Annotated in this window: 18 protein-coding genes; 8 read left to right on the top strand and 10 right to left on the bottom strand. The window is 68.5% G+C overall.

The features are described from left to right. Positions 1 to 126: 126 nt before the first annotated feature. Together ACWH43_RS07990 and ACWH43_RS07985 are read left to right on the top strand one after the other, a co-directional pair. On the top strand, positions 127 to 876 hold the full coding sequence (locus ACWH43_RS07990) for a J domain-containing protein (RefSeq protein ID WP_260347739.1): 750 nt from the start codon (positions 127 to 129) through the stop codon (positions 874 to 876). A gap of 6 nt (positions 877 to 882) precedes the next feature. Beyond that, positions 883 to 1683 (top strand): N-acetylmuramoyl-L-alanine amidase, encoded by an 801-nt coding sequence (locus ACWH43_RS07985; RefSeq protein ID WP_260347738.1) that lies wholly within the window; start codon positions 883 to 885, stop codon positions 1681 to 1683. A gap of 44 nt (positions 1684 to 1727) precedes the next feature. Here the strand turns inward: ACWH43_RS07985 and ACWH43_RS07980 are convergent, their stop codons facing one another. The 6 genes from ACWH43_RS07980 to ACWH43_RS07955 form a co-directional block, all read right to left on the bottom strand. Beyond that, on the bottom strand, positions 1728 to 2141 hold the full coding sequence (locus ACWH43_RS07980; RefSeq protein ID WP_260347737.1) for a GNAT family N-acetyltransferase: 414 nt from the start codon (positions 2139 to 2141) through the stop codon (positions 1728 to 1730). After that, positions 2141 to 2449, bottom strand: coding sequence for an alkylphosphonate utilization protein (locus ACWH43_RS07975; protein WP_158446168.1), 309 nt, complete (start codon positions 2447 to 2449; stop codon positions 2141 to 2143). Before ACWH43_RS07975 ends, ACWH43_RS07980 begins: the two co-directional genes overlap by 1 nt. Before the next feature lie 144 nt (positions 2450 to 2593). Continuing rightward, entirely contained in the window at positions 2594 to 6346 is a 3753-nt protein-coding gene (gene metH, locus ACWH43_RS07970; protein WP_158446169.1) for a methionine synthase, read from the bottom strand. 166 nt (positions 6347 to 6512) lie between these two features. Next, positions 6513 to 7424, bottom strand: a complete 912-nt coding sequence (gene metF / locus ACWH43_RS07965) for a methylenetetrahydrofolate reductase [NAD(P)H] (RefSeq protein WP_158448083.1) — start codon at positions 7422 to 7424, stop codon at positions 6513 to 6515. Next, positions 7424 to 8437, bottom strand: coding sequence for an ArsR/SmtB family transcription factor (locus ACWH43_RS07960; protein ID WP_158448082.1), 1014 nt, complete (start codon positions 8435 to 8437; stop codon positions 7424 to 7426). The genes metF and ACWH43_RS07960 overlap by 1 nt, the downstream gene beginning before the upstream one ends. A gap of 562 nt (positions 8438 to 8999) precedes the next feature. Next, complete coding sequence (locus ACWH43_RS07955) at positions 9000 to 9203, bottom strand: cold-shock protein (protein ID WP_158447053.1); 204 nt, start codon at positions 9201 to 9203, stop codon at positions 9000 to 9002. Positions 9204 to 9562: 359 nt separating this feature from the next. On the opposite strand from ACWH43_RS07955, the gene ACWH43_RS07950 reads away from it, so the two are divergent. Both ACWH43_RS07950 and ACWH43_RS07945 read left to right on the top strand, forming a co-directional pair. Further along, positions 9563 to 10714: an alpha-hydroxy acid oxidase gene (locus ACWH43_RS07950; RefSeq protein WP_158447052.1), complete on the top strand. Its 1152-nt coding sequence runs from the start codon at positions 9563 to 9565 to the stop codon at positions 10712 to 10714. Between the two features lie 51 nt (positions 10715 to 10765). Further along, complete coding sequence (locus tag ACWH43_RS07945) at positions 10766 to 12613, top strand: acyltransferase family protein (protein ID WP_158447051.1); 1848 nt, start codon at positions 10766 to 10768, stop codon at positions 12611 to 12613. A 78-nt stretch (positions 12614 to 12691) separates the two neighbouring features. On the opposite strand, the gene ACWH43_RS07940 is transcribed toward ACWH43_RS07945, so the two are convergent. Continuing rightward, positions 12692 to 14479, bottom strand: a complete 1788-nt coding sequence (locus ACWH43_RS07940; protein ID WP_260347734.1) for a peptide ABC transporter substrate-binding protein — start codon at positions 14477 to 14479, stop codon at positions 12692 to 12694. A gap of 325 nt (positions 14480 to 14804) precedes the next feature. On the opposite strand from ACWH43_RS07940, the gene ACWH43_RS07935 reads away from it, so the two are divergent. Both ACWH43_RS07935 and ACWH43_RS07930 read left to right on the top strand, forming a co-directional pair. Beyond that, positions 14805 to 15197, top strand: a complete 393-nt coding sequence (locus ACWH43_RS07935) for a GFA family protein (protein WP_158446826.1) — start codon at positions 14805 to 14807, stop codon at positions 15195 to 15197. Positions 15198 to 15273: 76 nt separating this feature from the next. Then, positions 15274 to 15867, top strand: coding sequence for an exonuclease domain-containing protein (locus ACWH43_RS07930; protein ID WP_158446825.1), 594 nt, complete (start codon positions 15274 to 15276; stop codon positions 15865 to 15867). 95 nt (positions 15868 to 15962) lie between these two features. On the opposite strand, the gene ettA is transcribed toward ACWH43_RS07930, so the two are convergent. Together ettA and ACWH43_RS07920 are read right to left on the bottom strand one after the other, a co-directional pair. After that, complete coding sequence (ettA, locus tag ACWH43_RS07925) at positions 15963 to 17615, bottom strand: energy-dependent translational throttle protein EttA (protein WP_158446824.1); 1653 nt, start codon at positions 17613 to 17615, stop codon at positions 15963 to 15965. 105 nt (positions 17616 to 17720) lie between these two features. Continuing rightward, positions 17721 to 18701 carry a serine hydrolase domain-containing protein gene (locus ACWH43_RS07920; RefSeq protein ID WP_158446823.1) on the bottom strand — a complete coding sequence of 327 codons (981 nt, stop codon included), beginning with the start codon at positions 18699 to 18701 and terminating at the stop codon, positions 17721 to 17723. Positions 18702 to 18863: 162 nt separating this feature from the next. On the opposite strand from ACWH43_RS07920, the gene ACWH43_RS07915 reads away from it, so the two are divergent. Further along, positions 18864 to 19673: an MBL fold metallo-hydrolase gene (locus ACWH43_RS07915; protein ID WP_158446822.1), complete on the top strand. Its 810-nt coding sequence runs from the start codon at positions 18864 to 18866 to the stop codon at positions 19671 to 19673. 81 nt (positions 19674 to 19754) lie between these two features. Then, positions 19755 to 20072 carry a hypothetical protein gene (locus ACWH43_RS07910; protein ID WP_158446821.1) on the top strand — a complete coding sequence of 106 codons (318 nt, stop codon included), beginning with the start codon at positions 19755 to 19757 and terminating at the stop codon, positions 20070 to 20072. A 7-nt stretch (positions 20073 to 20079) separates the two neighbouring features. Here the strand turns inward: ACWH43_RS07910 and ACWH43_RS07905 are convergent, their stop codons facing one another. Continuing rightward, positions 20080 to 21087 carry an aldo/keto reductase gene (locus ACWH43_RS07905; RefSeq protein ID WP_158446820.1) on the bottom strand — a complete coding sequence of 336 codons (1008 nt, stop codon included), beginning with the start codon at positions 21085 to 21087 and terminating at the stop codon, positions 20080 to 20082. Positions 21088 to 21287 lie beyond the last annotated feature (200 nt).

Genomic DNA, 21287 nt, shown 5'->3' with positions numbered 1-21287 from the left:
GGAAACGACGCGATTCCCTGCGGCGGGCGGTCGCGATGCCGGCCGCCCCCTTGATCGGCGGGCCTCTCCCCACACATCATGCTGCCGCGCTCCGGCGCGACGGATTCACGGGAGACCCGGCCCTTCATGGCTTCATCATTCTGGGGCGCGCTCGGCGGCGGCGGTCTGGGCTTCGCGCTCGGCGGCCCGCTCGGCGCCCTTCTCGGCGCCCTCGCCGGGCATGTGCTGATCGACCGCGAGGGCGCCCCGTTCGGGCCTGCCCCGCGCGAGCTCGTCTTCACCACCGGCCTCGTCGCGCTTGCCGCCAAGATGGCCCGCTCCGACGGCGTCGTGACCTGTGACGAGGTCACGGCCTTCCGGCGCATCGTCGAGGTCCCGCCCGAGCAGCAGCAGCGTGTCGAGGCGCTGTTCGACCTCGCCAAGCAGACCAGCGCCGGCTTCGAGGCCTATGCCGCGCGGATCGCCGCCGCCTTCCGCGACGAGCCGGCGCTGCTGGAGGACGTGCTCGACGGCCTGTTCCTGATCGCCACGGCCGACGGCGCCATCCATGAAGCGGAGCATGCCTATCTGCGCGCCGTCGCCGGCATCTTCGCCATCGCCGACAGCGACTTCGCCCGCATCGAGGCGCGCCATCTCCGCCGGCGCGACGATCCCTATCTCGTCATCCGCGCCAGCCGCGAGATGAAGGACGAGGAGCTGAAGCGGCACTATCGCCGCCTCGTCGCCGAGAACCATCCTGACCGCGAGATCGCACGCGGCCTGCCGGCCGAGGCGGTGGCGATCGCGACGAAGCGCCTCGCCGCCATCAACGCCGCCTGGGAGGCGATCGAGCGCGAGCGCGGCCTCCACCGCCGCCTGTCGCACCAGCCCGCCTGAATCGCCATGAACGATGACACCGACGCCATGGCGAAGCCGGACAGCCGCTTCGCCGCCAAGGTCTTCCCCTCGCCGAATCATGGCGAGCGCAAGCAGCCCGACGGCACGCCCGGCCGGCGCCCGGACATGCTGATCCTGCACTACACCGGCATGCCGATCGCGGGCGAAGCGCTGCAATGGCTGTGCAACCCGGTCTCGCAGGTCTCCTCGCACTATTTCGTCTTCGAGAACGGCCACACCCTCCAGCTCGTGCCCGAGGGGCGCCGCGCCTGGCATGCCGGCGCCTCGCACTGGGGCGGCGAGGCCGACATCAATTCCTGCTCGATCGGCATCGAGATCGCCAATCCCGGCCATCCCGGCGGCCTGCCCGATTTTCCCGAGGCGCAGATCGCCGCGACGCTCGCCCTCTGCCGCGACATCTGCGAGCGCTGGTCGATCCCGCCCGAGCGCGTGCTCGCCCATTCGGACGTCGCGCCGGGCCGCAAGATCGACCCGGGCGAGAAGTTCCCCTGGCGGCGGTTCGCCGAGGGCGGCGTCGGCCTCTGGGTCGAGCCGGCGCCGATCCGGGGCGGACGCTTCTTCGCCCGCGGCGAGGCCGGCCAGCCGGTCGAGGCGCTGCAGGCGATGTTCGCCATGCTCGGCTACGGCGTCACGGTCGATGGGATCTATGACGAGAGGCTGGAGGCTGTCGTCGCCGCCTTCCAGCGCCATTGGCGCCCGGAAAAGGTCGACGGCGTCGCCGATTCCTCGACGATCACGACCTTGCGCGACCTGCTCGCCGCGACGCAATCCGCGCGGGTCGCCTGAGCGCAGGCGCCGGGCGAGGCCGCCCCGGAACCGCCCGGAAGACGTTAGAGCGAGCGGATGAAGACGATCTGGCCGCCGAGCGACCGGCCCATCTCGCGCCAGCCATGGCGCCGGTAGAAGCGCTCGGCCCGGGTGCCGCCGCCCGTCGTCAGCCAGGCCTGCGCATGGCCTGCGGCCTTCAATCGCGCCAGCGTTTCGTCGAGCAGGGCGCGGCCATGGCCGCGTCCTTCCCGCGCCGGATCGACGAACAGCGCCCAGACCAGCCCGTTCTGGTGATTGGCGCAGGCGAAGCCCACCACCTCGCCGGCGCTCTCGCACACCAGGAAGATCGCCTGCTCGCGATACCAGTCGACCTCCTCGGCCGTGACCAGGGCGGGATCGTCGAGCACGTTCTCGCGCACGCCCATGCGGATGGCGTGGATGCGCGGCTGATCGGCGAGGCGCGCCTGACGGATCATCAGCGCTTGCGCACGAATTCGGTGCGCAGCACGAGGCCCTTGATCGCGTCGTGGCGGCAGTCGATCTCCTCGGGATTCCCGGTCAGCCGGATCGAACGGATCACCGTGCCCTGCTTCAGGGTCTGGCCGGCGCCCTTGACCTTCAGATCCTTGATCAGCACGACGGAATCGCCATCGGCGAGGAGGTTTCCAGCGGAATCGCGCACCTCGACGCGCGCCGCGGCCGCGGCTGCCGCCGCCACTTCAGAAGCCGGGCGCCATTCGCCGGTCGCCTCGTCGTAAACGTAATCCTCGTCGTCGTCGGCCATGACCGTCCCGCCCGTCTCGTGCCGCCGGACATCCCGGCCTGGCCGGGGTAGCGGAGCCGGGCGGATAATTCAACAAGCCGGATCTGTATAATCCGGCCCGCCGCCGCGATCGGCCGGACGAAGCCGGCTCCCGGCCGGCCTCGCCTATTCCGCCGCCTGCAGCCGATAGGCCGCGGTGTCGTAGTTGAGGATCGGCGCGAGCCAGCGCTCGACCTCCTCGATGCGCATGCCCTTGCGCGCGGCATAATCCTCGACCTGGTCGCGCTCGACCTTGGCGACGCCGAAATAATAGGCGTCGGGATGGGCGAGATAGAGCCCCGAGACCGAGGAGCCCGGCCACATCGCATAGCTCTCGGTCAGCTTCACGCCGACGCGCCGCTCGGCCTCCAGCAGCCGGAACAGCGTCTCCTTCTCGGTATGGTCGGGCTGGGCCGGATAGCCCGGCGCCGGGCGGATGCCGCGATACTCCTCGCGGATCAGCTCGTCATTGCCGAAGGCCTCGTCGGGCGCATAGCCCCAGAACTCCTTGCGCACGAGCTGGTGCATGCGCTCGGCGAAGGCCTCGGCGAAGCGGTCGGCCAGCGCCTTGACCATGATCGAGCGATAGTCGTCGTTGTCGCGCGCGAAGCGCTCGGAGATGCGCTCCTCCTCCGCGCCCGAGGTCACGACGAAGGCGCCGACATAATCCGGCGCCACGCCCTCCGGCGCGACGAAGTCGGAAATGCAGATGTTCGGCTTGCCGTCGCGCTTGGAAAGCTGCTGGCGCAGGCCGTAGAAGGTGGCGAGCTCCTCCTGCCGGCTCTCGCCGGTATAGAGCCGGATGTCGTCGCCGACCGCATTCGCCGGCCAGAAGCCGATCACCGCCTTGGGATTGAACCAGCGCTCCTCGACGACGCGCTTCAGCATCGCTTGCGCATCGTCCCAGAGCGCGCGCGCCGCCTCGCCCTGCTTCTCGTCCTGCAGGATCGCCGGGAAGCGGCCCTTCATCTCCCAGGTCTGGAAGAACGGCGTCCAGTCGATCACCGGCACGAGATCGGCGATGTCATAGGTCCGGAAGGTCCGCGTCCCGAGGAAGCTCGGACGCGGCGGCACATAGCTCGCCCAGTCCGGCCGGAAGGCGTTGGCACGGGCCCTGGCCAGCGGCAGGCGCTGCTTCTCGGCCTCCGAACGGCGATGCGCCTCGGCCACCCGCGCATACTCCGCCCTGATGCCCGCGACATAGGCCGGCTTCTGCTCCTGCGAGAGCAGGCTGGAGACCACGCCGACGGCGCGCGAGGCGTCGTTGACGTGGACGGTCTGGCCGGCGTTGTAGGCCGGGTGGATCTTCACCGCGGTATGGACGCGGCTCGTCGTCGCCCCGCCGATCAGCAGCGGGATGTCGAAGCCCTCGCGCTCCATCTCGGAGGCGACCGTCACCATCTCGTCGAGCGAGGGCGTGATCAGCCCGGAGAGCCCGATGATGTCGACCTTCTCCTTGCGCGCGGTGTCGAGGATCTTCTGGCTCGGCACCATCACGCCGAGGTCGATCACCTCGTAATTGTTGCACTGGAGCACGACGCCGACGATGTTCTTGCCGATGTCGTGGACGTCGCCCTTGACCGTCGCCATCAGCACCTTGCCGGCGGCGGCACGCTCGGAGCCGCCATTGAGGCGCTTCTCTTCCTCCATGAAGGGCATCAGATAGGCCACCGCCTGCTTCATCACGCGGGCCGACTTCACCACCTGCGGCAGGAACATCTTGCCCGAGCCGAACAGGTCGCCGACCACGTTCATGCCGGCCATCAGCGGCCCCTCGATGACGTGCAGCGGCTTCTCGGCCTTCTGCCGCGCCTCTTCCGTATCCGCCTCGATGAACTCGGTGATGCCGGCGACCAGCGCATGCTCCAGCCGCTTCTCGACCGGCAATTCGCGCCAGGCCAGGTCCTTGCCCGAGGCGGCGGCGGCGCCGTCGCCCTTGAAGCGCGGCGCGGCCTCCAGCAGCCGCTCGGTCGAATCCTTGCGCCGGTTGAGGACGACGTCCTCGCAGAGCTCGCGCAGCTCCGGATCGAGATCGTCGTAGCTGCCGAGCTGGCCGGCATTGACGATGCCCATGTCCATCCCCGCCTTGATGGCGTGGTAGAGGAACACGGAATGCATCGCCTCGCGCACTTTCTCGTTGCCGCGGAAGGAGAAGGACAGGTTCGAGACGCCGCCCGAGATATGGGCGTGCGGCAGGGTCTCGCGGATCGCCTTCGTCGCCTCGATGAAGTCGTTGCCGTAGTTGTCGTGCTCCTCGATGCCCGTCGCCACGGCGAAGATGTTCGGGTCGAAGATGATGTCCTGCGGCGGGAAGTTCAGCTTCTCGGTCAGGAGCTTGTAGGCGCGCGTGCAGATCTCGATCTTGCGCTGGAAGGTGTCGGCCTGCCCGGTCTCGTCGAAGGCCATCACCACCACCGCCGCGCCGTATTGCCGGCAGATGCGCGCCTGTTCGAGGAAGGCCTCCTCGCCCTCCTTCATCGAGATCGAGTTGACGATCGGCTTGCCCTGGATGGTCTTCAGCCCCGCCTCGATCACCGGGAACTTGGAGGAATCGACCATGATCGGCACGCGGGAGATGTCCGGCTCCGAGGCGATCAGGTTGAGGAACTCGGTCATCGCCTTCTGCGAGTCGAGCAGGCCCTCGTCCATGTTGACGTCGATGACCTGCGCCCCGTTGGCGACCTGGTCGCGCGCCACGTCGAGCGCGGCGGCATAGTCGCCATTGGTGATGAGCTTGCGGAACCGGGCCGAGCCGGTGACGTTGGTGCGCTCGCCGACATTGACGAAGGGAATGGTCTCGTCGAGCGTGAAGGGCTCCAGCCCGGCGAGCCGCAGATAGGGCTTCACCTCGGGAACCTGCCGCGGCGCCTTGCCGGCCACCGCTTCGGCGATCGCCGCGATATGGTCCGGCGTCGTGCCGCAGCAGCCGCCGACGACATTGACGAAGCCGGCGTCAGTGAACTCGGCCAGCATCTTCGCCGTCGCTTCCGGCCGTTCGTCATAGAGGCCGAACTCGTTGGGCAGGCCGGCATTCGGATAGGCGCAGACCAGCGTGTCGGCGACGCGCGACATGTCCTTGATATGCGCCCGCATCTCGCGGGCGCCGAGCGCGCAGTTGAGGCCGACGGTCAGCGGCGCGGCATGGCGGATCGCGTTCCAGAAGGCCTCGACCGTCTGGCCCGAGAGCGTGCGGCCGGAGAGGTCGGTGATCGTGCCCGAGATCATCAGCGGCAGGCGCAGGGCCTTCTCGCGATAGACCTGCTCGATCGCGACAATCGCCGCCTTGGCGTTGAGCGTGTCGAAGATCGTCTCGATCAGCAGCAGCTCCGAACCGCCGTCGATCAGTCCCCGCACCTGCTCGGCATAGGCGTCGCGCACCTGGTCGAAGGTCACGGCCCGGAAGCCGGGGTTGTTGACGTCGGGCGAGATCGAGAGCGTGCGGTTGGTCGGGCCGATGGCGCCGGCGACATAGCGGCGCCGCCCGTCTTCCTTGCGCGCGATCTCGGCCGCCTCGCGGGCGATGCGCGAGCAGGCGACGTTCAGCTCGTAGACATAGGCCTCCATGCCGTAATCGGCCTGGGCGATCGAGGTGCCAGAGAAGGTGTTGGTCTCGACGATGTCGGCGCCGGCCCGGAAATAGGCGAGATGGATGTCGCGCAGCGCCGCGGGCTGCGTCAGGGCAATGATGTCGTTGTTGCCCTTGAGGTCGTGGTTGAAGCCCTTGAAGCGCTCGCCGCGGAAATCCGCCTCGGAGAGCTTGAGGTCCTGGATCTGCGTGCCCATCGCGCCGTCGAGCACGAGGATGCGCTGCCGCGCGGTCTCGCGCAGGGAACGCTCGATCTCTGCACCGTCGACCGGGGCGGGAATGAAGTCGGACATCGTTACGCTTTCCAACCGGAAACGGGTCTGCTCGAAAACTCAGCCCTCGTCCTGAGAAGCGCTTCGCAGAAGCGCGTCTCGAAGGATGCTCCAGATGGTTCCGGAGCCTTCTGGACCATCCTTCGAGACGCCGCGTCGCGGCTCCTCAGGATGAGGGCTCGTCAGTTCACTCCGCCGCCACCGCCTGCGCTGCCGGCCTCTCCGGCTTCAGGCCGACGAGATGGCAGATGGCGTAGACGAGGTCGGCCTTGTTCATCGTGTAGAAATGCAGGTCGGTGGCGCCGCGATCGATCAGGTCCAGCACCTGCTCGGCGCAGACGGCGGCCGCCACCAGCCGGCGCGTCGCCACGTCGTCTTCCAGCCCCTCGAAGCGGTCGGCCAGCCATTGCGGCACGCTCGCCCCGGTCTTGCGGGCGAAACCGGCGGTCTGCCGGAAATTCTGCACCGGCACGATGCCGGGCAGGATCGGGATCTCGATCCCGGCCGCGCGCACCTTGTCGAGATAGCGGAAATAGACGTCGTTATCGAAGAAGAACTGGGTGATCGCCCGCGTCGCGCCGGCATCGACCTTCTTCTTCAGCGCGTCGATATCGGCGTCGAGCGAGGGGGCTTCCGGGTGCTTCTCGGGATAGGCCGAGACCGTCACCTCGAAATCGCCGATGCGCTTCAGCCCGGCGACGAGGTCCGAGGTCTGGTGATAGCCCTGCGGATGCGGCTCGTAGACCGTGCCGAGGCCGCCGGCCGGATCGCCGCGCAAGGCCACGACATGGCGCACGCCCGCATCCCAATAGGAGCGGATGACGTCGTCGATCTCCGCCCGCGAGGCCGAGACGCAGGTGAGATGCGCGGCCGGCTTCAGCGCCGTCTCCTCGACCATGCGCTTGACCGTGGCGTGGGTGCGCTCGCGGGTCGAGCCGCCGGCGCCGTAGGTCACCGAGACGAAGCTGGGCGAAAGCGGCTCGAGCCGGCGCACGCTCTCCCACAGCGCGACCTCCATCTCCGCCGTCTTGGGCGGGAAGAACTCGAAGGAGACGCGCGGGCGGCGCGTGCCGTGGCGGCTGGGGCGGAAGGCATTCATCACGCAACCTCGAGATTGATCTTGCGGGCCGGCGGGTCGGCCTGGATGCGGCGGTCGCGGCCGCGCCAGAGCATCACCGGCAACTGGCCGGAGCCGCCATCGGCGAGCGTCACCTCCTGCGACAGATCGCAGGCGAGCCCCGCCTCGGCGAACCAGCCCGCGATCTGCTGGCGCGAGAAGCCGAGCCGGCGATGGGCATGCTCGGTGCGCAGGAACTCCATCTCATGCGGCGCGAAATCGACGACGATCAGCCGCCCGCCCGGCGCCAGCATCGCGGCGGCCTCGCGCACCGCCCGGGCCGGATCGTCGAGGAAATGCAGCACCTGATGGATGATGACGAGGTCGAAGGAGCCGCGCGCGAAGGGCAGCGCATAGATGTCGCCCTGCCGGAGCTCGACGCGCGACAGCCCCGCCTGCTCCAGATTGGCCCGCGCCACCGCCAGCATCGCATGGTTGGCGTCGACGCCGACGGCGCGACCGAATTTCGGCGCGATCCGCTCCAGCATGCGCCCCGTTCCGGTGCCGAGATCGAGCATGGCGCCGGGCGTGCCCTCGCCGACCGCGGCCTCGACCGCCGCCTCGACGGCATGGTCGGGCACATGCAGGCTGCGCAGGCGGTCCCAGTCGCGCGCGACGCTGGCGAAATAGCTCTGCGCGGCCTCCGCCCGCGTCGCCCGGACGGCGGCGAGCCTTTCCCGGTCGGCGGCGAGGACCGGATCGTTCAGATCGAGCCAGGCCGCGAGCGAAGCGGCGAAGGCCCCGCCCGGCCCGGTCTCGTCGAGCCGGAAGAAGGCCCAGGCGCCCTCGCGCGAGCGCCGGACCAACCCGGCCTCGGCGAGCAATTTAAGATGGCGCGAGATGCGCGGCTGCGACTGGCCGAGGATGTCGGTGAGGTCGGAAACGGAGAGCTCGCCTTCGGAGAGCAGCGCCAGGATGCGCAGCCGCGTCTCCTCGCCCGCCGCCCGCAGGCCCGCCAGAAGCACTTCGGAGGACAATGTCGTCGGCTGCCGCACCTGCTCGCACTCCCCTCGACCGAGAAAAAAGATATAAAGATATCTTTATGTCGAAAGGACCGTTCGTGCAAGCGAATTATCGTGCGGAAGACAGGACGCCACCCCTGCCTTCTGCCTGTGCGGAAGAAAGCGTCGGCGCGCAGCCCTGACGGATCAGGGATCGTTCTGCGCTTCCCGTCGTTGCGCGCCCTCGGTCTTGCCTTCGGCAAGCCCAGGGGCCGGCTCCGCGAGGCGGTCCGGAAGGACCGGACTGACCGTGCGTCCGCTCCCTGATTGCTGCGTCGCCGACGCTTCCCGCCGTGACGGAGAAGGCCGGGATGGCACGGAAACGGAGGACGAGGCTCTTTTGCGCCGCCGGCCAAGCAGGGCCGGCCCCTCGGCTCACCCGGCCACAGCAGCGTCTCGGGTCGGCCCTCCGAGGCCGGCGCCGGCCTTGAGCGCAGGCCAGATGGCGGGCGGATCCGGCTGTGCCGGAGGCCGTCTGTCCCTCATGCCGTCGAACGCGCTCCCGCCGCCCCGTTCCAGGGGCGGCGTTTCGCAGGATTTTCCGAGATAGGCCGGTTCAGAGAACCTTGAGGTCCCCTGCAGCAGTCTTGCCGCGTTCCGTCTTGAGCTCGAACGAGACCTTCTGCCCTTCGGTCAGCGTCATCAGCCCGGCTTCCTTTACGGCAGTGATGTGCACGAACACATCCTTGCCGCCATCCGCCGGTTGAATGAAGCCGTATCCTTTCTCAGTATTGAACCATTTGACGGTTCCGGTCGCCATCGCCACATCCCTCGAAGCCGCGCCCGCAGGCCCACGGACCGCGATCCGAAAGCCGGCATCGAAAGGATTGACCGAAAATCGGACCTTGTCGAGGCCAAAGCTTGAGCGCGCGAATCGGCGGCGCCTCAAGTCTTCGCCAAGATTCGGCGTCTTCGCCAAGATCAGAGCCGTGCCGAGAGTGTCTCCGCCCGCAATCCCGCCGCCAGCCTGGCGCGATGCGGCCATCCCGCCCAGCCTGTTGCCTGCCGAGGCCATCTGTGCGACCGAGCAGATCTCGACTGTCCAGGGCATTGAGCGAGAGGCGGAAACCGGCTTTTCGTCGAGGCAATGCCCGAGAGGAATGCGGAGCCGCGAGGACCATGGCCCAGCCCCTGACCATCGAAGACCTGCGCCTGCTGGCGAAGCGCCGCGTGCCGCGCATGTTCTACGACTACGCCGATTCCGGCGCCTGGACCGAAGGCACCTATCGCGCCAACGAGGCCGACTTCGCCAAGATCAAGCTGCGCCAGCGCGTCGCCGTCGACATGACGAACCGCTCGCTCGCCAGCGAGATGATCGGCCAGCCGGTCTCGATGCCGGTGGCGCTGGCGCCCACCGGCCTCACCGGCATGCAGCACGCCGATGGCGAGATCCTCGCCGCCCGCGCCGCCGCCAAGGCCGGCGTGCCCTTCACCCTCTCGACCATGAGCATCTGCTCGATCGAGGACGTGGCGAACCACACCCAGGCGCCGTTCTGGTTCCAGCTCTATGTGATGAAGGACCGCGACTTCATTTCCCGGCTGATCCAGCGCGCCAAGGCGGCGGGCTGCTCGGCGCTGGTGCTGACGCTCGACCTGCAGATCCTCGGCCAGCGCCACAAGGACATCCGCAACGGCCTCTCCGCCCCGCCGAAGCCGACCATCGCCAACCTGATCAACCTCGCCTTCAAGCCGCGCTGGTGCCTGAAGATGCTGGACACGCCGCGCCGGCAGTTCGGCAACATCGTCGGCCATGTCACCGGAGTCGCCGACATGTCCTCGCTGTCGAACTGGACCTCCAGCCAGTTCGACCCGAAGCTGAACTGGGACGACGTCCAGTGGATCAAGGACCAGTGGGGCGGCAAGCTGATCCTGAAAGGCATCCTCGACCCGGAGGACGCCGAGATGGCCGCAAAGAGCGGCGCCGACGCGCTGATCGTCTCCAACCATGGCGGGCGCCAGCTCGACGGCGCGCTCTCCTCAATCGAGGCCCTGCCTGGGATCGTCGAGCAGGTCGGCAACCGCATCGAGGTGCTGTTCGACGGCGGCATCCGCTCGGGCCAGGACGTGCTGAAGGCGATCGCGCTCGGCGCCAAGGGCACCTTCATCGGCCGCGCCTTCCTCTACGGGCTCGGCGCCATGGGCGAGCAGGGCGTCACCGCCACGCTCGACATCATCCGCAAGGAGATGGACATCACCATGGCGCTCTGCGGCAAGCGCGACATCAGGGATGTCGACGCCAGCATCCTCGTCGGCGGCAAGCCGAAGCCCTGATCCGCCTGCGAGGGACGACGCGCCGTGACACGGCAGGACGATGAACCCGCCATGCCGGGGGCGCGGAGCCCGGCCGCCGGCATGGCGGGGATCTGGCGGCGCGCGCTGAGCGGCCCCTCCTTCGCGGAGCGGCTCGCCGACGCCGGCAACCGGCCGGCGGGCTTCGACTACATGCGCCTGCTGCTTTCGACGCTGGTCATCGTCAGCCATGCGGTCGGGGTGGCCTATGGCGTCGCGGAGACGCTGCGGGTCTTCGGCGGCGCGCTGCGCCCGGCGGTGGCGCTGATCCTGCCGATGTTCTTCGCGCTCAGCGGCTTTCTGGTCGCCGGCAGCCTGGAGCGCTGCCGCTCGCTGATTTCCTTCCTCGGCCTGCGGCTGATCCGGCTGGTGCCGGCGCTGGCGGTGGAGACCGTCGCGGCCGCCATCGTCATCGGCGCCATCTTCACGACGCTGCCGCTCTCCGAGTATTTTTCCAGCCCGCTCTTCCGGCGCTATTTCCTCAACATCGTCGGCGTCGTGCAGTTCGTGCTGCCGGGCGTCTTCCAGGACAATCCCTGGTCAGGGCTGGTCAACGGCCAGCTCTGGACCCTGCCCTGGGAGCTCTATTGCTACCTGATCATCGCCGGCATCACGGCGCTCGGCCTGCTGCGCCGGGACGGCGTCGCGCTCGCCACGATCCTGATCGTCAACGCCGTCTTCTTCGTCCTCTACGTCCTGGTCAGGCGCCACCAGCCCGGCGTCACCGTCTCCGGGCCGGTCCTGATCCTCTGCTTCCTCCACGGCATCGGCTTCTACCTGCTGCGCCGGCGGATCCCGTGGAGCGGGGGGCTGTTCGCGCTGTCGCTGGCGGCCGTCCTGCTGGGGCTCGGCGTCCATGGCGGCGATTATCTGATCGCCCTGCCCTGCGCCTATCTCACCGCCTTCCTCGGCCTGACCCGCCCGCCCCGCACCTGGCTGGTCTCCTCGGGCGACTATTCCTACGGCCTGTTCCTCTACGGCTTCCCGATCCAGCAGGCGGTGGTCGCTACCTTCGGCGCCGGAGGCCAGAGCTGGTGGGCCAATGCCGCGATCTCCTGGTGCCTGGCCTTCGCCCTCGCCTTTTTCTCCTGGCACCTCGTCGAAAAGAACGCGATGAAACTCCGCCCCCGCCTGCTCGCCACCGAGACCAGCCTGCTCGCGCGCCTGCCTCGCCCCGCCGCCTTCGCCGGATGGTTCACCCGCCGGCGCCTGCTCGCCGGCCTCGCCGCGCTCCTGGTCGTCGCCGCGGCGGCCGGCACCTATCTGGCGCTGCGCCCGCCCGCCGAGAATTTCCCGCTGCTGGCCCGGCTCGCCGTCATCAACGCCCAGATCGGCGAGGCCGACCCTGACTACGTCCTGATCGTCGGCGATTCCAATGCCGAGATGATCAACGCGACCCACGGGCTCTGCGGCCGCAACGTCGTCAATGCCGGGATCAGCGGCGCCAAGATGAAGGACATGAACGGCCATTGGGAGAAGTTCGCCTTCGCCAGGAAGCCCGGCCGGGTCGTCATCCTGGTCGGCACCAACGACCTGCACCGCAAGCGCAAGCCGACCCAGCCCAAATATCTCGACGCCTTCGAGAGCAGCGCCGAGCGGCTGATCGCCCGCGCGGCCGCGGTGTCGCCCAAGGTCTTCATCGCCGCCGTTCCCCCGGCCGAACCCTGGATGACCAAATATTACGAGCCGGCGGCGGTCGTCGCCCTGTCGGAGCGGCTGAAGCGGGCCTGCGGCCGCAATGCCTGCACCTATATCGACCCCTTCGCCGGGACGCGCGAGGGAACCGACGGCTTCGCCAAGCCGGGCAGCACCCATGACGGCATCCATGTCCGCTCCTACCGGAACGCCATGGCCTCGGTCGAAGACGAAATCTGCAAGTGACCGGCGCGCTGGCCCGGCGGGCCGGCGCGACATGAAAAAGCGCCGGCCGGGACGCATCGCGACCCGGCCGGCAGGTCCTCAGCTACGGTACCAGGCCGCGAGGTTCCAGGTATCGACGTCCCAGCCGGAATGGTCGATGGCCAGGTTCTGCGCGGCGGTGACCACCTTCGTGCGCGACAGGACCGGCAGGATGACGTTGGCCTCGCAGAAGATCTCGTTGACCCTGATCAGCAGCGCGGCGCGCTTAGCCGGGTCGAGCTCCTTCTGCGCCGCCCTATAGGCCTTGTCGGCCTCCGGGTCGGTGTAGCGCGAGACGTTGCGGCCCAGCCACTTGTTCTCCTTGCTGGCGACTTCCCAGGAGGTGAACTGGTTGAGGAAGCGTTCCGGATCGGGCTGCGGCTGCGTGGTCGTGTACATCTCGATGTCGGTGTACAGCTTGGTGTAGGTGTCCGGGTTCGCCACGTCCGACGAGAAGAACACCGAGGCCGTGACCGACTTCAGCTCGAGCTCGATGCCGGCCTTCTGGCAGGCCTGCTTGATGATCGCCTGGACCTTCTGGCGCGGAGCGTTGATCGAGGTCTGGAAGACGTATTTGAGCTTCTTGCCGTCCTTCTCGCGGACGCCGTCGGCGCCCTTCTTCCAGCCGGCCTCGTCGAGGATCTGGTTCGCCTTGGCGATGCTGAACTCGTATTTCAGCTTCTCCGACTTGAACTGCTTCGGCTGGTTGACGAAGCTCGCCGTCGCGATGCCGGCGCGGCCATAGATGAACTTCTGGATCGAGTCGCGGTCGATCAGCAGGTTGATCGCCTGGCGCACGGCCGGGTCCGACAGCGTCGGATGCTTGGTCTTGATGCTGGAGCGCTCGCCGTCGACCTCGGTCCAGGGATCGGTGGTGTTCAGCGTGATGAACTCGATGTCGCCGGCCACCGCGACGCTGACCTTGCCGCGCCCGCCGGTCTCCATGCGCTTGAGCACATCCTCCTCGACCAGCGTATCCCAGGCATAGTCGTATTCGCCGGTCTGCAGCACGGCGCGCGCCGCCGAGACGGCGTCGCCGCCGCCCTTGACCTCGAGCGTGTCGAAATGCGGCCGGTTGACGACATGGTAATCGGGATTGCGCTCGGCCCGGATGATATCGCCCGGCTTGAACTCGACGAATTTGTAGGCGCCCGTGCCGACCGGCTTCAGGTTCGCCGGGGCCTCGCGCGACTTGGCGCCCTTGTAATCGCCGAAATGATGCTTCGGGATGATCATGCCGGCGACGCCGACGAAGGGATCGGCCCAGAACGGCGTCGGCTCCTTGAACAGGACCTTGACCGTGAAGTCGTCGACCTTCTCGACGGTGATGTTGGTGTAGGCGCCGGAGGTATAGGCGGCGGTCGCCGGGTCCTTGGCATATTCCCAGGTGAAGACGACGTCGTCGGCCGAGAACGGCTTGCCGTCATGCCATTTCACGCCCTGCTTCAGCTTCCAGACGACGCTCTTGCCGTCCTCCGACAGGCCGCCATTGGCCTTGGTCGGCACTTCGGCGGCGAGCTGCGGGATGAGGTTGCCTTCCTTGTCCCAGCCGGCCAGCGGCTCGTAGAAGATGCGCGAGGCGATCTGGTCCTTGGTGCCCGAGGCGAAATGCGGGTTGAGCAGCGTCGGCGCCTGCCAGAGCAGGAGCTTCAGCGGCCCGCCGCCGCCGGCCTTGGTCGGCTTGTAGGCGAGCGTGGCATTGGCCATCGCGACGTCGTTCCAGGCCAGGATCTGGCTCGCGATCGGGGCGGTGATGCCGAGCGCCGCCAGCTTCTGGATGAAGGAACGCCGCGATACGCGCCCTTCCTTCACGTTCTGCACCATATCCTGGATATACTGACTACTCATAACGGACCTTCGCATAAGAGCGGCCCGCCCCGGATCGGCGACACCGAACCGGATCGAGCCATGGTGACGTGAGCCAGAACTGCATGCGCTGGCCGCGACTCCCTCGTAGGAGCACGGGGTGTAATCTGCCTTAAGGTCGCGGGAAGCCGGCGCGCATGCGGCTCATGCCCCCCATTCGCGCAGGGCGGCTCGCCCTTCCACGCGACAGGCGCGCCAAGCCCGCGCGGACCGTGCCCCGCGGGCCCGGCGCCGCGCCGGCCGCAGCGATGGACGCCGCACGCAAACCCTGCGACCATTCGTCCCTCGCTTTCAGAGGAGAGGCGCGATGGACCGCTCGACCGGCGGCTGCCTGTGCGGCGCGGTCCGCATCCTGGCTTCGGGGCGCCCCTACCGGGTCGGGCTCTGCCATTGCCTCGATTGCCGCAAGCATCACGGCGCGCTGTTCCACGCCTCGGCGATCTTCCCCGCCGATGCGGTGACCGTGGAGGGCGAGACCCGCTCCTATGCCGGGCGGCATTTCTGCCCCGGCTGCGGTTCCTCCGTCTTCGCGCGCAGCGGCGACGAGATCGAGGTCAATCTCGGCTCGCTCGACGCCCCCGACCGGTTCGTGCCGACCTACGAGCTCTGGACCGTCCGTCGCGAATCCTGGCTGCCGCCCTTTCCGGTCAGGAAGCGCTACGAACGCGACCGGGAGGCCACGGGCCGCTCGGAGGAATAGGCCGTTCCTTCCGAAATCCCAGTTTGCCTCCGGACAGGCTCGGGTAAGCTCGCTTCGCGAGAGACCGGGAGCTGCGATGCCATACCTCTATATCGTGACCGATTGCGAGTTTGACGGGCCGACGCCGGGAGCGAACTCGATGCTGTCGTTCGGCTCCGTGGCGGTATCGGCCGCCGGCCGGATCCTCGGCGCGTTCGAGGCGGTTCTGGAACCGATCGAGGGCGCCGAGCGCGATCCGGAGACGATGGCGTTCTGGCAAAGGCACCCGGAAGCCTGGGCGGCGGCCACGGCGGATCCGCAGCCCGCCGCCATGGTGATCGAGCGGTTTTCCGGCTGGATCAGGTCGCTGGGCGGCGAGCCGATTTTCGCGGCGCACCCCGTCGCGCTGGACGGTCCATGGATCGATTTCTACCTGAGGAGGTTCACCGGCCGGCCGCTGCTGGAAGGGCCGTGGATCTCCGACCGGCTCTTCCGGCACGCCCCGCTCTGCCTCATGTCGATGGTCGCGGGACGCACCGGGCGGGGACAGTGGGAATGCGATGTCGACCGCTATCCGAGCGAATGGCTCGGCGCGGTCGAGCATACGCATCGGGCGATCGACGACGCCCGAGGCTATGCGAACCTGCTGAGCTTTCTCATTCGCGACGAGGACGCGCGGCACGGAGCCTGACTGGCGCGACATACCGGGTGGCCGGGCATGCCGCCCGGGAAAACGCCTCGCGGCCGGCAGGGCGCCGCGGGGCTCTTCAGCGCGTGTCCGGCGCCTCAGCGCGAGAACTTCTTGTACTGGATGCGCTTCGGAATGGTCGAATCGATGCCGAGGCGGCGCTTCTTGTCCTCCTCGTAATCGGCGAAGTTGCCCTCGAACCACTCGACATGGCTGTCGCCCTCGAAGGCGAGGATATGGGTCGCGATGCGGTCGAGGAACCAGCGGTCGTGGCTGATGATCACGGCGCAGCCGGCATAATCCTCCAGCGCCTCTTCCAGCGCGCGCAGCGTGTCGACGTCGAGGTCGTTGGTCGGCTCGTCGAGCAGCAGCACATTGGCGCCGCTCTTCAGCATCTTGGCGAGGTGGACGCGGTTGCGCTCGCCGCCCGAGAGCATGCCGACCTTCTTCTGCTGGTCGCCGCCCTTGAAGTTGAAGGCCGAGCAATAGGCGCGCGAGTTGATCTCGCGCTTGCCGAGATAGAGCACGTCGTTGCCGCCCGAGATCTCCTCCCAGACGTTCTTCTTGTCGTCGAGCGAGTCGCGGCTCTGGTCGACATAGCCGAGCTGGACGCTCTCGCCGACGGTGATCGTGCCGGCATCGGGCTTCTCCTGCCCGGTGATCATCCGGAACAGCGTGGTCTTGCCGGCGCCGTTGGGGCCGATCACGCCGACGATGCCGCCCGGCGGCAGCTTGAACGACAAGTCGTCGATCAGGAGCTTGTCCTGGAAGCCCTTCGACAGCCCCTCGAAGTCGATGACGTTGTTGCCCAGCCGCTCGGCGATCGGGATGATGATCTGCGCGGTGTCCGGCCCCTTCTGCGAGGCCTTCTGCACGAGCTCGTCATAGCGCTGGATACGGGCCTTGTTCTTGGCCTGGCGCGCCTTGGGCGAGGCGTTGACCCATTCCTGCTCGCGCGCCAGCGTCTTCTGCCGGGCGGCGTCCTCGCGGCCCTCCTGCTCGAGGCGCTTCTGCTTCTGCGCCAGCCAGGAGGAGTAGTTGCCCTCGTAGGGAATGCCCTGGCCGCGGTCGAGCTCGAGGATCCAGCCGGTGACGTTGTCGAGGAAGTAGCGGTCGTGGGTGACGATCAGGATCGCGCCCGGATAGGTCCGCAGATGCCCTTCCAGCCAGGCCGTGGTCTCGGCGTCGAGATGGTTGGTCGGCTCGTCGAGCAGCAAGAGCTCGGGCTGCTCCAGCAGGAGCTTGCACATGGCGACGCGGCGGCGCTCGCCGCCCGAGAGCTTCGAGACCTCCCAGTCGTCCGGCGGGCAGCGCAGCGCGTCCATCGCCTGATCGACCTTGGAATCGAGGTCCCACAGCCCCTTGGCCTCGATCTCGTCCTGGAGATTGGTCATCTCGTCGGCGGTCTCGTCCGAATAGTTCATGGCGAGTTCGTTGTAGCGGTCGAGCACCGCCTTCTGCGGCGCCACGCCGAGCATGACGTTCTCGCGCACGGTCAGGCTCTCGTCGAGCTTCGGCTCCTGCGGCAGGTAGCCGACGCGCGCGCCCTCCGCCACCCAGGCCTCGCCGGTCCACTCCTTGTCCATGCCGGCCATGATCTTGAGCAGGGTCGACTTGCCGGCGCCGTTGACGCCGAGCACGCCGATCTTGGCGTCGGGATAGAAGGAGAGATGGATGTTGTTCAGGACCTGCTTGCCGCCCGGATAGGTCTTGGACAGGCCGCGCATATGGTAGATGAACTGACGGGACATGAGGCGAGCGGGCTCCGCTTTCGGGGCTGCGACACGGGGATGTCGGGAAATCTGGCCGCTATGTAGCGAGCCATCCCGCCTGCCGCAACCGGGACGCCCCGCCATTCACGCCGCCACGACCTCCTTCAGCAGCCGCACGAAACGCCGCGTGACATGGCCTCCGGCGGGAGAGCGTGCCGCCGTCTGCGCCACGACCAGCCCGTGGCGCGGCACCGCGGCGATGAACTGCCCGCCATAGCCGGCGGCGAAGCCGGCTCCCGGTCCGAACGTCGCCGGATCGAGCACCCACCAGAGATAGCCATAGCCCAGATCGCCGCGGGCCGTCCGCGAACGCGCCGTCAACGACTCCGCCAGCCAGTCCCGCGGCACGACCTGCCGCCCCTGCCAGGCGCCGCCGGCCAGCACCATCTCGCCGAAGCGCAGCATGTCGCGGGCCGAGAGGCTGAAGACATAGGCCGGATGGCGCGAGCGGGCATCGGCGACATAGCGCCCGTCGCGGGCGCTGAAGTCGCGCATGCCGACCGGCCGCGCGATGCGGCGCGCGAAGCTCTCGAAGATGTCCTCGCCGGTCTGCTGCCGGTAGATCGTGCCGAGCGCGTTGAAATCCCAGTTGTTGTAGAACCAGAAGCTGCCGGGCGGATGGCTGCCGCGCTCGGGGCGCGTGCGCTTCTGCGCGGCTGTCTCGTAGGCGGCGACGTGATAGACGCCCGAGCGGGCCGCCAGCAGGTCGGCAACCGTGGCGCGCTTCTCCCCGGCCGTCAGCGCGGGCGCGACATCGTCGATGCCGAGCTCGCCCAGCGTCGCGGCGAGCCGGATGCGCCCTTCCGCCACCGCGATGCCGTAGAGCGCGCCGAGCAGGCTCTTGCGCACGGAGGCGGCCGAGACCTTGCGGGCCGGATCGCCATGGCTCGCCAGCATTTTTCCATCGCGCATGACGAGAAGCGCGGTCGGCGCCGCCGCCTCGAGATAGGCCGCGATCCCCGGCGGCGAGGCGCTTTCCCGGGCAGCGGCCGCGGGCGGCCTGCCGAGGACGAGGACGGGAGCCAGCGCAAGCGCCTGGCGGCGCGAGAGGGACGACAACGGCATGCGGCTCGATCGGTCGCGGCGGAAGCCGCAAGCTCCCGCGCCTTGATGGCCGATTTGCGTCCGCCGCTCACGAATCCGCCAGCCGTCGCCGCCGGCGCTTTCCCCGGCCCGGCATTTGCCCGACACTCGAACCTCGCCGACGAGACCGCATGGAACCCGCCGATGAGCTTGCTTCGGATCGCCCTGCGCTTCCTGATCCTGCTCGTTTCCCAGGCCGCGATGGGCGCGCTGCCCGCTTTCGCCCAGTCAGGCGAGCCCGGCTGCCGGCCCGAGATGGCAAGCTATCGCCTGCCGATCCAGCGGGCCCAGCTCACCAGGGACGAGGTCCGGCTCACCTTCGTCGGCCACGCCACCTTCCTGATCGAGACGCCGGGCGGCGTGAGGATCGCGACCGATTACAACGATTATGTCCGCCCGCCGGTGACGCCCGACATCGCCACGATGAACAAGGCGCATTCGACCCATTACTCGAACCGCCCCGATCCCGGCATCAAGCTGGTGCTGCGCGGCTGGGATCCCGAGGGCAAGGGCGCCGCCCGTCACGACCTCACCCTGGGCGATGTCCGCGTGCGCAACGTGCCGACCAATATCCGCACCCTGGACGGCGGCACCGACTATGACGGCAATTCGATCTTCGTCTTCGAGATCGGCGATCTCTGCATCGCCCATCTCGGCCATCTGCATCACCCGCTGGAGCCCGGCCATCTGCGCGCGCTCGGCCGCGTCGACGTGGTGCTCTTCCCGGTCGACGGCAGCTACACGCTCGACCAGGAAGGCATGCTGGAGGTGCTGAAGTCGCTCCAGGCCCGGGTGATGATCCCGATGCATTTCTTCGGCGGCGGCACGCTGGAGCGCTTCCTCTCCCGCACGCGGGATCTCTGGCCGGTGGAGCGCCGCGGCGAGCCTGCGATCACGCTGAGCAGGGCCGGCTTGCCGGCCAGGCCGACCGTGATCGTCCTGCCGGGCCGTTAACGCCTCGGTCAGGCTGATCCGCGACTTTCCTTGCCGTTGCGGCAGGGCGCGGCATCATGTCGAAACCCGGAGATCCCCACGATGCGCCGCACCGCCGCCCTCGCCTGCCTCCTCGCCGCGGCAGCCCTCCTGCCCCTGCAGGCCGAAGCCGCGCGGTTCCGCTTCGGCGGACGCGGCAGCGCCCCCGCGGCCAAGACCGGCCGCAGCCTCATCGTCATCCCGGGCGCGGCCGCGGCGAGCCGGCCTCAGGCGGCCACCGCCGACAAGCCCGAGCGCGTACCCTTCCCGCCATCGAGCGCCGGCCCGGACAGGCCCGTGCTGCTGCGCCTGAGCACGAATGACGAGCAGCCCTGGTGCCGCACGCAGGTCGTCGTCGGCGGCTTCTGCATGATGAACTGAGCGGCGCTCAGACCCGGCTGACGCGCCCTTCCAGCGGATAGGCCGGATCGCTGTAGCCCGGCGTCGAGGGGTGGCCCGGCGGCACCAGCCTATCCACCAGCGCCTCGTCCTCCGGCGTGAAGCCGACATCGAGCGCCGAGAGATAGGCCTGCCATTGCTCGAAGGTGCGCGGCCCGGCGATGGCCGCCGTGACGAAGGCGTTGTTCAGCACCCAGCGCACCGCGAACTGGATCGGCGTCAGCCCGCGCTTCGCGGCATGCTCCTTGATCGTCTGGGCGATGACGAGGCTCTCCTCGCGCCATTCCGACTGCATGATCCGCTTGTCGCCGCGGCCGGCGCGCGTGCCCTCGGCCGGCGCCTGGCCGGGCGCGTATTTCGCCGTCAGCACGCCGCGCGCCAGCGGCGAATAGGAGGCGACGCCGAGCCCGAAATAATCGCAGGCCGGCAGATGCTCGACCTCGGGCATGCGGTTCATCGCGTTGTAGTAGGGCTGGCTGACGACGGGCCGGTCGATGCCGAGTTCGTCGCAGAGGCGGCAGATCTCGGCGAGCCGCCAGGAGCGGTGGTTCGAGATGCCGAAATGCCGGATCTTGCCCTGCCGGACCAGGTCGGCGATGGCGTTCACGGTCTCGGCCAGCGGCGTCTCGTGGTCTTCCTTGTGCAGGTAGTAGATGTCGATGACGTCGGTACCGAGCCGGCGCAGGCTGTCCTCGCAGGCCTGCATCACCCAGCGGCGGGAGAGCCCGCTGCGGTTGGGGCCGGAGCCCATCGGGTTGGCCACCTTCGTCGCCAGCACCCAGTCCCGCCGATGCGCTGCGATGGCGCGCCCGGTGATCTCCTCCGAGCCGCCTTCGTTGTAGACGTCGGCCGTGTCGATGAAGTTGATGCCGGCATCGCGGGCATGATCGATGATCCGGCGCGATTCCGCTTCGTCTGTCGCCCCGCCGAACATCATCGTGCCGAGGCAGAGCGGCGAGACCTTGAGGCCGGAGCGGCCGAGGCGGCGATAGTCCATGACAATCATCCTCACATACCGGGCCGGAAAGGCGGGCCGCCTCCGGAGAGCTCCGATTCCAGATCGAAGGGGCCCGGTCGCCGCCGTGCTTCCGGCGGGACGCAGGACGATCCAGGCGGCGAGCTTGCGGCAGGCGAGGCGCCCGCACCATTGCCGCCCACGCGCGGCCGCCCTGCGCACTCCGGGAGGCAACCGAATCC

This window comes from Allobosea minatitlanensis (genome assembly GCF_964020775.1).
This window is presented reverse-complemented; position numbering and strand designations above follow the sequence as displayed.